This window comes from Niallia tiangongensis (assembly GCF_044704065.1).
In the GTDB taxonomy this organism is placed as follows: Bacteria; Bacillota; Bacilli; order Bacillales; family Cytobacillaceae; genus Niallia; species Niallia tiangongensis.
The window spans coordinates 3,196,862-3,209,482 of the sequence record NZ_CP162613.1; the positions used below are offsets into that span (position 1 = coordinate 3,196,862).

9 protein-coding genes, 2 pseudogenes and 1 riboswitch are annotated in these 12,621 nt (G+C 36.4%); of the genes and pseudogenes, 4 read left to right on the forward strand and 7 right to left on the reverse strand.

What is annotated here, in order from left to right; translation table 11 throughout:
- The first annotated feature begins 77 nt into the window (after positions 1-77).
- Together AB3U99_RS15440 and AB3U99_RS15445 are read left to right on the forward strand one after the other, a co-directional pair.
- Entirely contained in the window at positions 78-1,022 is a 945-nt protein-coding gene (locus AB3U99_RS15440; protein WP_400242327.1) for a DUF1385 domain-containing protein, read from the forward strand.
- A 191-nt stretch (positions 1,023-1,213) separates the two neighbouring features.
- On the forward strand, positions 1,214-1,594 hold the full coding sequence (locus AB3U99_RS15445; RefSeq protein ID WP_400242329.1) for an SA1362 family protein: 381 nt from the start codon (positions 1,214-1,216) through the stop codon (positions 1,592-1,594).
- Between the two features lie 73 nt (positions 1,595-1,667).
- Here the strand turns inward: AB3U99_RS15445 and AB3U99_RS15450 are convergent, their stop codons facing one another.
- The gene (locus AB3U99_RS15450) at positions 1,668-2,552 is read right to left on the reverse strand and encodes a patatin-like phospholipase family protein (RefSeq protein ID WP_400242331.1); all 885 of its coding nucleotides are present in this window, start codon (positions 2,550-2,552) and stop codon (positions 1,668-1,670) included.
- 329 nt (positions 2,553-2,881) lie between these two features.
- Between AB3U99_RS15450 and AB3U99_RS15455 the strand changes: the two genes are divergently transcribed.
- Positions 2,882-3,121: a spore coat protein gene (locus AB3U99_RS15455; protein WP_400242333.1), complete on the forward strand. Its 240-nt coding sequence runs from the start codon at positions 2,882-2,884 to the stop codon at positions 3,119-3,121.
- A 185-nt stretch (positions 3,122-3,306) separates the two neighbouring features.
- Here the strand turns inward: AB3U99_RS15455 and AB3U99_RS15460 are convergent.
- From AB3U99_RS15460 to AB3U99_RS15470, 3 genes and pseudogenes are all read right to left on the reverse strand, one after another.
- A pseudogene (locus AB3U99_RS15460) lies at positions 3,307-5,073 on the reverse strand (vitamin B12-dependent ribonucleotide reductase); the annotation flags it as partial.
- Positions 5,074-5,470: 397 nt separating this feature from the next.
- Positions 5,471-6,256, reverse strand: a pseudogene (locus tag AB3U99_RS15465) (ribonucleotide reductase N-terminal alpha domain-containing protein); the annotation flags it as partial.
- Positions 6,257-6,749: 493 nt separating this feature from the next.
- Entirely contained in the window at positions 6,750-7,586 is an 837-nt protein-coding gene (locus AB3U99_RS15470) for a biotin/lipoate A/B protein ligase family protein (protein ID WP_400242335.1), read from the reverse strand.
- 241 nt (positions 7,587-7,827) lie between these two features.
- Between AB3U99_RS15470 and AB3U99_RS15475 the strand changes: the two genes are divergently transcribed.
- On the forward strand, positions 7,828-8,211 hold the full coding sequence (locus tag AB3U99_RS15475; RefSeq protein ID WP_400242336.1) for a rhodanese-like domain-containing protein: 384 nt from the start codon (positions 7,828-7,830) through the stop codon (positions 8,209-8,211).
- Positions 8,212-8,300: 89 nt separating this feature from the next.
- On the opposite strand, the gene gcvPB is transcribed toward AB3U99_RS15475, so the two are convergent.
- Genes gcvPB through gcvT form a run of 3 tightly spaced genes read right to left on the reverse strand, consistent with a single transcriptional unit; the run spans position 8,301 to position 12,255 of the window.
- Positions 8,301-9,761, reverse strand: coding sequence for an aminomethyl-transferring glycine dehydrogenase subunit GcvPB (gene gcvPB / locus AB3U99_RS15480; protein ID WP_400242338.1), 1,461 nt, complete (start codon positions 9,759-9,761; stop codon positions 8,301-8,303).
- Complete coding sequence (gene gcvPA, locus AB3U99_RS15485; RefSeq protein ID WP_400242340.1) at positions 9,754-11,100, reverse strand: aminomethyl-transferring glycine dehydrogenase subunit GcvPA; 1,347 nt, start codon at positions 11,098-11,100, stop codon at positions 9,754-9,756. Before gcvPA ends, gcvPB begins: the two co-directional genes overlap by 8 nt.
- A 54-nt stretch (positions 11,101-11,154) precedes the next feature.
- Positions 11,155-12,255 carry a glycine cleavage system aminomethyltransferase GcvT gene (gene gcvT, locus AB3U99_RS15490; RefSeq protein WP_400242342.1) on the reverse strand — a complete coding sequence of 367 codons (1,101 nt, stop codon included), beginning with the start codon at positions 12,253-12,255 and terminating at the stop codon, positions 11,155-11,157.
- 193 nt (positions 12,256-12,448) lie between these two features.
- Positions 12,449-12,540: riboswitch (glycine riboswitch) on the reverse strand.
- Between the last annotated feature and the right edge of the window lie 81 nt (positions 12,541-12,621).

The following is a 12,621-nucleotide window of genomic DNA, read 5'->3' on the forward strand; positions in this document are numbered from 1 at the left end:
CAACCATAAAATCTACTTAACAGAAAAAAAATCCAGTTGTTTTCACCTAAATTATCCTGAGGTTGGTGTTATTATACATGTCAAGTGAACAAAAACCATTATACGGAGGTCAGGCTGTTGTGGAAGGTGTGATGTTTGGAGGAAAACATCATTATGTCACAGCCATAAGACGCAAAGATCAGTCTGTTGATTATTTTCATCTTCCTAGAACGTATAATACCAAGCTAGCAAAATTAAAAAAAATTCCATTCTTACGAGGTATGATTGCGATTATTGAATCAAGCGGGAATGGAACAAAGCATTTGAATTTTTCAACGGATCGCTATGATGTTGACCCTTCTGATGATTATAAATTGGAAGAACAAGAGCCTTCTAAAATATCAATGATTTTAGGGGTAGCAGTATTAGGTGTACTTTCCTTTCTATTTGGAAAATTTATTTTTACGCTTATTCCAACTTTCCTAGCAGCTATGTTTATGCCTATTATTTCTGGACATGTTGCGCAAATACTATTAGAAAGCTTTTTTAAGCTAATTCTTTTACTTGGATATATTTATTTTGTATCACTGACCCCCATTATAAAGAGAGTATTTCAGTATCATGGTGCTGAACATAAAGTGATTAATGCTTATGAAAGCGGGAAAGAATTAACAATAGAAAATGTACAATCGGCTTCAAGGTTACACTATCGCTGTGGATCAAGCTTTATTCTGTTTACCGTAATTGTCGGGTTATTTCTCTATTTATTTTTCTATCCAGATAATCTTTTAGATAGAGTATTAATTCGTATTGCCTTGATTCCAGTCGTTCTTGGCATTTCCTTTGAGGTATTACAGCTTACCAATAAATTAAGAAATGTCCCTGTTTTAAAATATCTTGGCTTGCCTGGTCTATGGCTACAATTATTAACAACGAAAGAACCAAGTGATGATCAAGTCGAAGTAGCAATACTTTCCTTTTCCGAATTAAAGAGACGCGAAGAAGAAACGGAAGCACAGGTTTCAAAGGCAGTTATTGAATAAGTTTCAATTTGGGTATAAGTAAGTAATTTATAAATGAAACTTTCTCATATATTTAGTTACATTACTGTTTAAAAATCTATTTTCTGAAAACTTTTTCTTGTGAACAATTTGGCTTTTTTTGAATAAACTTTTCTTAATAATAGTTTAAAAGTTAGAAAAAATGCTCATCATGCTTTTAGGGAGGTGGCTTTTTGAAGAACCGATTTTCAATTATCTTATTTGGAAGTATTTTTCTCCTTGCTTTCATTGGCTTAACTACTAGTTTAATTAAAAATCCTGCTGGATTTTTTCTAAACATTGCTGTCATTGTTGCGGTTGGTGCTATTATTTGGTTCATTTTTCGCCATTTCAGTACATCTAGTCCGCAAAAAAGAGAGCAAAGAGCTTTTCTAAAAGCTGCGAAGAAATCAAAAAAACGGCTACAAACAAGAGAAAAGTTACCAGCAGGACAGCAACACTCAACTAACTCCTCTTCCTTAAAAGCCAACAAGCATAAACGAAGTAAAAGCACTGCTCATTTAACTGTTATTGACGGGAAGAAGAGCAAAAAAAAGAATCGAGCCTCTTTATAAAGGGCTCGATTTTTTTAATTCTATATGAAGTTGAAGTTCTTTCCCTACGTAGCCCTTTTAACTCACTTATGCTTTAATAAGCCCATGTTTTAAAAAATTTCGTTGCACAATCTCTTCCTAACTGCATAAGCTTTGCTTGGTCTTCTTTCGTTAGAGCAAATTCTGTTGCCAGTACTCCTTCTGTTGGAACAAAGATTATATTTTTTTCGTGTTTCCTAGAAATGTAACGAGAATCATGAGCATCCTTCATCGTTTCAAACATCGCTGTAAGTAAATCAATGGCATTTTGGATTTTATGCTTTGGATGCTCCTTTATGCTATGACTTAATTTAACTCCTAAAACAGGTCTTGTTTTCAGTATATTCTCTTGATCAAATAACCAAATTGGGAAATTACTGAGTACTCCTCCATCGACAACCACATTTTTATTTGACTTATTGCCAAGGATTACTGGTTCAAAAAAATATGGAAGACTACAACTCATTCTAATAGCCTTCGCAATCGAAAAAGTCTGGGGATTGATTCCGTATTTCGGCAAATCATCTGGTAGAATCATTAATACACCATTTGTAATATCTGAAGCAATAAAGCGTAATGATTGCGGGGGGATATCTGCAAATGTTCTTAATCCTTTTACTGCCAATTTATTTTCTATCCACTTTTCCAGTTCTTCTCCTTTATATAGTCCTAACTTCCAATAAAGAAAAAACCATTTTGCAAGTGGAAAAGGAATTAACAATTGTCGTTCATCTAAAAATGTACTTAAATCCAAATCCTCCAATAATTTCGCTATTTCTCGACTCGTATACCCTGCAGCAATTAAGGCTGCAACTATTGAACCTGCACTAGTTCCTGCCAGCCTAGCAAATTGAAATCCTCGTTGTTCTACAACTTCATATGCTCCCACTAAAGCTAACCCTTTAATTCCTCCGCCCGAAAAGACCCCGTCTATATACATAAAATTCACTCCTTTTAACAAGCAAATGGGACTTCGAAAGGTTTTTCATTTTTATGGACCCTAGACCTTTATACTCCAATTTAGTATTCGTAATTAGAAAATAGTACAGGAGACAAGTTAAATGTCATTCTTTTATTTATGTTCATAGTATTCACTTTAAATAGGATGCAGTAAATGCATGTTGGGTTTAGGCATTTGTATCAATCAATATAGTGTATAGACACATAAACTAATTCGAAGTAGATAAGTGCAGTATCTCGTTTTGAAGATAAAAAGTAGTGGAGGATATGCGCTTTAGCTAAATAATGAAAAAAAGAGGAGGATATTTTATGCAAAATCAATTCATTTATCCACAGGATGTAAGAAGAATACGACCTGGTTTTGGTGGCTTTGGCAGACCTGGTTTTGGTAGACCTGGATTCGGCTTTGGAGGAGCTGGCTTAGGACTTGGCTTAGGCTTGTTAGGCGGGTTTGCAACAGGTGCATTACTTGGTCCAGCATTATATGGAGGATATGGTTATCCACCATATGGTTACGGATATGGCGTCCCACCGTATGGGTTTTATTAAAATAATGTAATAGTTAATGGGAGCGATAAGCGAACCACCTTAATATCGCTCTCCTTGACTAAGTTATCCTGTTTTTTAATATATTTAAAGAGGCTGACAATTGCTCAGCCTCTTTCTGTAGCTTTATTCATAAAGGTAATAATTTCCAAACTGGAAGTTTATTAATAATGACCAATATCTGCGTATTAAAGGCCACATTTTAATTGTGTGTTGCAATTCGTACAAGTATTACATCCACCGATTTCTTCTACAACACCTTTTCGGCATACGGGACAAGTATCGCCGATTTCTGAACCAATCGTTACATTTGTAGATTTCAACTCATTTATCGTATCGACAAGAACTACATGTGGTTCTTCACGTTTTTTCGGTTGTGCTTCATCAAATGTGTTTTCTTCCGCTTTTAATGTTAGTACTTGACTATCGCGGGAGCCATCCACATAAACGGTACCGCCTTTAGCACCACCACGATATAATCTTTCATACACTTTTTGAACTTGCTCTACACTATATCCTTTTGGTGCATTTACCGTTTTACTAATAGAGCTGTCAATCCATCTTTGAATGATACATTGAACATCAGCATGTGCCTCAGGAGCCAAATCCATTGCAGCAACGAACCAATTTGGAAGATTATTCGGATCTGCCTCTGGATGAGCATCTATATATTCTTGAACAATATCTGCTTTCACTTCAATGAATTTTCCAAGTCTTCCGCTTCGGTAATAAGAGAAGGAGAAGTATGGCTCAAGACCAGTTGATACACCAACCATCGTACCTGTACTGCCTGTAGGTGCTACTGTTAATAAATGAGAGTTACGGATACCATATTGAAGAATGTCTTCTCTAATATCCTCAGGCATTTTTTTCATGAAGCCAGTATGAATAAAGGCATTGCGCAGTTTTGCAACCTCTTCCTCTGATTCCGCTTGTAAGAACGGGAAGCTGCCTTTTTCTTTCGCTAACTCAATGGATGCTCTGTATGCAGTTGTTGCAATTGTTTCAAACACTTTATCTACTAAGACATTTCCCTCTTCGCTTCCATATTCTGTTTCACAGTAAATGAGTAGATCATGAAGCCCCATAACGCCAAGACCGACACGACGTTCTCCTAGAGCTTGCTTCTTATTCTCTTCCAAGAAGTAAGGTGTAGCATCGATAACGTTATCCTGCATTCTCACTCCCACTTCTACTGTTTTCTTTAGCTTTTCAAAATTAACTGTTTTATTTTCCTTATCTGCCATTTCCGCAAGGTTAACAGCAGCTAAATTACATACGCTAAATGGTGCTAATGGCTGCTCGCCACAAGGGTTTGTTGCAACAACTTTTTGACCGTAGCTAGTTGCATTTGTCATTTCATTTGCATTATCAATGAAGAAGATACCTGGCTCTGCAGAATAAGTTGCACAGATATTAATTAAGTTCCATAATTCCTTCGCTTTAATTTTGCGATAAACACGGACTTTATTTCCTTCTGCTTCCCACTCTCTTACATCGCCAACTTTATGCCATTCTTCGTTATAATGCTGCATTTGCTCCTTATCGTAGCTTTCAACATCAGGGAAGCGAAGTGCATATTCTTCATCCTTCTCCACTGCTTCCATAAATTCATTCGTTAAGCAGACAGAAATGTTTGCTCCTGTTAAAAATTCGGATTGATGAACAGCATAGGTTCCGCCACTTGATAGCTTTTCTTCTGCATCACGGAAAATCCCCTCGTTAAAACCACCTTGACCAGGGATATTTTTATAATTTAGAATGCCTTGATACATGGAACGCTCTTGTTCTGTTAGAGGCGTAAATTTCAATTTATCTTGTGCATATTTTTTTATTGTTTCATCTTGTGTATTTTCAATCAAGAACCGTAAAATCCGTGGATTTTGCATTTTCGAAATAATGAATTCAATAATATCTGGATGCCAATCAGCTAGCATAATCATTTGAGCACCACGCTAATTGTTACTCACTTCATGGAAGTGGGGATGGTCATTTCTGCCACCCTCTCATACTTTCATATGAGAGCAGACTATATCATCAAAGAAAAAGATTTATCCGTTCCTCTTTGTCTCGTGCCTCATAACAACGTCTCCATTTGCTATGATTTACTCCTTCCTTTGCTCCCAATTTAATCCCCTCCTTGCACTATAGGGCTTGTTTTACTGGTAACTTTAGGAAGTTTCAATAGTCGTTGAACCTTTATCTTCGTTTCCAAAGACACTTGGCTGCTGATTGCCCAATCTTTATCATTTTTAAACCATCACGCTCACCGTTACCAGTCACGTTGTGGTTGATAAAGCTCTAAGGATGTTCCAGCAATTCACGAGATTTTAATCCCGCCGTTATAGGTTAACGGGATCCACCTTGTTCTACTAAATGCGTTAGCTTCGCAATATCATCTAACCAAGAAACAGATCCAGATGATTTACCATTAACTCCTTTTGCTAATGTATTACGAGGTCTTAGCGTAGATCCATTTGTTCCTACACCGCCTCCACGACTCATGATTTCCATAACCTGTTTACGATGCTCGGAAATACCTTCTCTTGAATCCTGAACAAAAGGCATTACATAACAGTTGAAATACGTAACATCTGTTCCAGCTCCAGCTCCATATAATACACGACCTGCAGGGATGAAGTTCAAATGAACAAGCTCACTGTAAAACTTTTCGAACCATTCTTTTCTTTTCTCTTCCGTCTTTTCTACTGATGCAAGACCAGTAGCATTACGCTTTGCAATTTGCTCGTAATAAATTTCCAACGGTTTTTCGATTACATCTAAGGAACGAACAATGACACCCGTTTCTCCCTCTTCTCCTTCAAGAACACCACGGTAATCTTCTTCCACTAATACTTTAGCTGTATTAAGAATATGATCAATTTCCTGAATAAATCCTATTCCTCTCGCTGGAAACTTAGGATCTTCTTTAATAGTCAATACAACGAAATCGCCAGCAGATAACGTAATTTTCTCTGTATCTTTATACGTATAACGGTCAAGCATGACAAGTCGAGAAACGCCTTTATGAGTTAGTTTCATATCTGGAGTAATTGGATGAACCTCCGGAAATAAAGCAATATCCTTATTCAGCTTATCTATATCTACCTTCACACCTTGACTTAACATTACTGACATACACACAACCCCTTCATTCATATAAAAAGTAGAGCAGATACTAATAGTTGTTGAAAAATAATCTTTGTATATAAATCTATAATTAGATATCTAGCATTTTTTTATTAATATCCTTAAACTATCACACCAAACACATAAAATCAACATATAGTATTCAATATAAAAACAAATACCTATATATTGTGTGTATTTTAAATATCTTGCGATTTGTCAAACAACGAAAAAAAGTAGATTTTAAAGAAAAAGAAAGAGATACATAGATAATATGACATAAAAATAGAAATTCCGTCCTTTTTCGCACTTGCTTATTGGAACATAGGATAATCCATTGATATAAGCCTATTTATCTAAATCTTTTCTCTCCAAAAAAATTTTTCGACATGTAAAAATGGTACGAAAGCTTTGTATTTTTTCGTTTAAACAACCATTTTCCAAACAATTAAAACACGAAATTCTAAAAAAAAGAATTTCGTGCTCAAAAATTACGATATATTTATCGTCTAAAATTCCATTCATCACTTTCATATTTTTCTTTCGCGATTTTTTCTACATATTCTAATTCTTCAGCAGTTAACTGATAATTATCTAATTGAATATTTAAACCTTCTTCAAATCCTTTTTTAAAAGCTTCTTTCGCCATCTCAATGGAAATGTTTCTCGATGTTAAATCGTTAATTGCAACCGCTTTACTCTTAAAAGCCTTTTGCATTCTTTCTTTGACACGGTCATTTGGATACTTAAATAGACGGAATAATTTGTCCTCATCTAAGTCTAATAGAATAGAACCATGCTGCAAAATAACACCCTGCTGTCTCGTTTGTGCACTCCCAGCAACTTTTCTTCCCTCTACTACTAATTCATACCAGCTAGGGGCATCAAAGCATACAGCGGATCTCGGACTTTTTAAATTATTTTTTTGTTCTTCTGTTTTCGGCACAGAAAAATAGGCATCCAATTCTAGAAAGTGAAACCCTTTTAATATCCCCTCCGAAATTACTCGATAAGCTTCTGTTACTGTTTTCGGCATATTGGGATGTTCTTCTGAAACAATCACACTGTATGTCAATTCATGCTCATGTAGAACGCCCCTTCCACCTGTTGGCCTTCTTACAAACCCAAGACCTAATTCTTTAACTGCTTTTAAGTCAATTTCTTTCTCTACCTTCTGAAAATATCCAATAGATAAAGTAGCAGGATCCCAGCCATAAAAACGAATCACCGGCGGAAAAACCCCTTTAGAATGCCATTCTAATAACGCTTCGTCTAATGCCATATTAAAAGAAGGAGAATGATTGCCTGAATCAATAAATCTCCACGTTTCTTTTATCATAATGAACCCTCTTTTTCTATGTATAATACATTTAAATCCTTACTAAGGATATCAAAAAGAATAACTATTTAAAAGTAACTTGCATGGAAAAAAGAAAGATACTTCCTTTACCATCATTCTTTTTATGAAAATAAATTCGATTAAGAGAAGTTAATGATATATTGTAAGTATTTACTTTACTACTATAAGGGTTGATAGATATAATAGAGATAGTGTAAGTAATTGAAAGGAGAAATGAGAATTGACAACGATTTATACTCTTCTCATCATTTTAGTCGCATTCCTTGTATATTCCGTGGTTATGTGGCTGTATCAACGCCGTATCGTAAAAACTGTAAGCCAGGATGAATTCCGCCAAGGATACAGAAAGGCACAGTTAATTGATGTACGTGAACCAAACGAATATGAGGCTGGTCATGTACTTGGCGCAAGAAATATTCCACTATCACAGCTAAAGATGAGAAAAAGTGAAATTCGTCCTGACAAACCAGTATATTTATACTGTCAAAATGGGATGAGAAGCGGAAGAGCTGCTCAATTTCTTTATCGTAAAGGATATAAGGATTTAACCCAATTAGAAGGCGGATTTAAAAAGTGGACAGGAAGAATTAAAGCAAAAAAATAATAATATTCTAACCAGGAATTATTATATAAAAAGAGCTGATGTCTAGACATCAGCTTTTTTAATTAGCTTCATAAATTCCAATTATATTCTTACATCTTCGTATAACGAAGTACTGGTTTTCTTGCAGCTAACGTCTCATCTAAACGGCCAATTACTGTCGTATGAGGTGCTTCCTGAACAACTTCAGGGGTTTCTTCTGCTTCTTTTGCAATTTGAATCATTGCATCAATAAAACTATCCAATGTCTCTTTCGATTCCGTTTCTGTAGGCTCAATCATAATGCATTCTTCGACATTTAGAGGGAAATAGATTGTTGGTGGATGATAGCCAAAATCAAGCAATCTTTTTGCAATATCTAATGTTCGTACCCCTAATTTCTTTTGTCTTCTACCACTTAAGACAAACTCATGTTTACAATGACGATCAAATGGCAAGTCATAGTATTCAGCAAGGCGTCTCATCATATAATTTGCATTTAGGACCGCATTTTCTGTTACAGCTTTTAATCCGTCTGGTCCCATTGAGCGAATATACGTATAGGCACGTACGTTGATACCAAAGTTTCCATAGAATGGTTTCACTCTACCAATTGCTTGTGGTCGATTGTAATCTAAGACAAATTCATCTCCTACCTTTGTCAAAACTGGCTTTGGTAGAAAAGGAATTAAATCGGCTTTTACTCCCACAGGTCCAGACCCTGGCCCACCGCCACCATGCGGTCCTGTAAATGTTTTATGCAGATTTAAATGGACAACATCGAAGCCCATATCTCCAGGTCTTGCTTTTGAAAGTACGGCATTTAGATTGGCACCATCATAATATAATTTCCCGCCGGCACTATGGACAATTTCAGCCATTTCTACAATATTTTCTTCAAATAGCCCTAACGTATTCGGGTTTGTCAACATTAACGCTGCCGTATCTGATCCAACTACTCGTTTTAAATCTTCTAAATCTACTAATCCATATTCATTTGATTTTACAGTCACCGTTTCTAAGCCTGCAACTGTTGCGGATGCAGGATTTGTTCCGTGTGCAGAATCAGGAACAATGACCTTTGTTCGAAGTGTATCCCCATTTGCTTCATGGAAAGCTCTAATCAGCATTAATCCAGTCCACTCACCATGTGCACCAGCAGCTGGCTGTAAAGTAACTTCATCCATACCTGTGATTTCAACAAGATGCTGTTGCAAATCATACATTAGCTCTAATGCACCCTGTACAGATGATTCCTCTTGTAATGGATGTATATGAGCAAAACCATTAAATCTGGCAACATTTTCATTTATTTTCGGATTATATTTCATCGTACATGAACCTAGAGGATAAAAGCCGGAATCTAAGCCATGATTTCGTTTTGATAAGGCAGTATAATGACGCATAATATCTAATTCGGAAACTTCTGGAAGATCTGGAGTTTCTTCTCTTATATAATCATTCGGCAATAGCTCCGTGAGATCTACTGTTGGGATATCCAGTTCTGGTAAACTATAACCTATTCTTCCTGGTGTACTGCTTTCAAAGATAAGAGGTTGATTTTGATTAGACATGATAATCCTCCATTTCTGCAACAAATTCATCGATTTCAGCTTTTGTACGCAATTCAGTTACGGCAATTAGCATATGGTTTTCTAGTTGTTCAAAGTCTCTTCCTAAATCATAGCCACCAATCATTCCTTTTTCTAATAACGCACGGTTAATTGAAGATACAGAAGCATTACATTTAATAATAAATTCATTAAAGGCTGGCCCTTCAAAAACAATTTCAAAGCCTGCTTCCTTTAGTTTTATTTTTGCATAATGTGCTTTCTGCATATTAGCAACAGCCATTTCTTTCACACCATGCTTTCCGAGTGCTGTCATTGCAACAGATGCAGCCAATGCATTAAGTGCTTGGTTTGAGCAAATATTAGAGGTTGCTTTATCACGTCTAATATGCTGCTCCCTTGCCTGTAAGGTTAATACGAATCCTCTTTGACCATTATCATCTACGGTCTGTCCTACTAAGCGTCCAGGAACCTTTCGCATTAACTTAGAAGTTACAGCAAAATAGCCACAGTGCGGTCCTCCAAATCCCATCGGAATACCAAATGGTTGTGCATCTCCTACTACAATATCTGCTTGAAATTTCCCTGGTGGTGTTAATGCTCCTAAAGCGAGTGGATTGCTTGATACGACGAATAATGATTTATGCTCATGGATAATAGCTTCTAAATCTTTTAATGGCTCCACTCTTCCAAAAAAGTTTGGGTATTGAATCATCACTGCCGCAACTGTATTATCAATCATTGTCTCTAAAGCACCTAAATCTGTTACACCTTCCTTATGAGGAACCTCAACGACGTCGATATACTGTCCCTTCGCATAGGTTTTAACTACTTCTTTTGCTTCTGGATGTATGGCGCTTGATATCAGAATTTTTTTTCGTTTCGTTGTCCCTGCACTTAACATACCTGCCTCTGCTAAGGCGGTTGCTCCATCGTACATAGAAGAGTTAGCTACGTCCATTCCTGTTAATTCACATATCATTGTCTGAAACTCAAAAATAGCTTGTAATTCCCCTTGAGAAATTTCCGGTTGGTACGGGGTGTAGGCTGTATAAAATTCTGAACGTGATAAAACATGGTCTACAATAACAGGCGAATAGTGATCATAAACACCTGCTCCAAGAAATGATACATTCGCTTTCGCATCTGCATTTTTTTGGGCAAGCTTTGTCAATTCTTTCAATAATGCAGATTCACTTTTTGCAGGCTTGATTTGATAGCTTCCTTTAAAACGTACTTTTTCTGGTATATCTGAAAATAATTCATCTACTGAACTTACACCAATTTTTTCAAGCATTTCCTTTTGATCTTGTTCTGTCATCGGTAAATAGCGATGCTTCATTCGTTTTTCCCCCAGTCATTAGCCCATCTTGTTTTTAAAAACAGCCTTTAAAAGTTATTTTCTTTTATAAAAAGGTGTATTGATAACTTTTGCCTTCAAATGCTTCCCTCTTATTTCTACTTCCACTTCTGTAACCAATGTAGCATAATCAACTTGAATTAACGCAAGACCAATGTTTTTCTTTAAAGTCGGCGACTGAGTACCGGTTGTAACCTCCCCAATACCCTTGCCACTTGCAAATACTTTATAGCCATGTCTTGGAATGCCTCTATCCAACATCTCAAGTCCAATTAACTTTCTTGATATCCCATCTTCTTTTTGCTTCTTTAAAGCTTCCTTCCCAATAAAGTCAGCTTCTTTATTTAATTTAACTGCAAATCCAATTCCAGCTTCCAGTGGTGAGATATCTGCTGATAATTCTTGCCCATATAATGCAAGTGTTGCTTCAAATCGCAAAGTATCCCTTGCACCTAACCCGCAAGGAAGTGCTCCTAATTCCTCACCTAACGTTAAAATTTCACTCCATAGGTCTTTAGCATCTTCCCTTTGACAATAAATTTCAAAACCATCCTCGCCAGTATATCCAGTGCGTGATAACAGAACCTCTTTACCTGCTAAATTCACCTTGTTCTGAAAGTGAAAATACTTAATTCCAGCATAATCAACAGATGGATTTATTTTTTTTAATATCTCCTCTGCTAATGGACCTTGAAGTGCTAATTGAGCAAAATCTTCTGATAAATTAGTTAAGATAACGTCACCAGCCACATGATTTTGCAGCCATTCGAAATCCTTCTCGATATTGGATGCATTAACCACTAACAAATAATGATTGTCTGCAAGCTTATACGTTAATAAATCATCTACAGTCCCACCATTTTCATAGCACATCGCCGAATATTGCGCAGCACCTATTTTGATTTTTTCGATGTCATTTGTAAGCATTTTTTGAAGAAAAGCTAAGCTACCGCTTCCCTTTACTTCGATTTCACCCATATGGGATACATCAAATAAGCCTGCTTTAGTACGAACAGCCTCGTGCTCCAGCTTTATACCGGAAAATTGTACAGGTAAAGCCCATCCTCCGAAATCGATTGTCTTTCCTCCATACTCTTTGTACACCTCATATAATGGTGTTTGCTTTAATAAAGTCAACGAACAGCACTCCTATCCCCTATGTATTATATTAGACTTTCTCATTTATCCCATTAAAAAACGGCAACAAAAAAGACAGAAAACCCCCTTTTATAAAAAAGTAAAGGTCTCTGTCCTTGCACCTGAAAGTTTACCGATAAATCGGCTGTCCCCTTTGGTGGCTCACATATAATGTAAGCACTCTCCAGAGCTGCGTCCAAATAGAGTTCTTTTGCCTGAGAGATTCACAAAATACTTTGCTTGCTCCTTCGGCGCTACTAATGTAGTCTCTCCCCTATTTCTCATCCGCGATTCATAAAATTTTCTCAATTGGTCATACTAAATACTACCAGAAATAATGTTTGTTTATCCCACCTGACAGTTGCC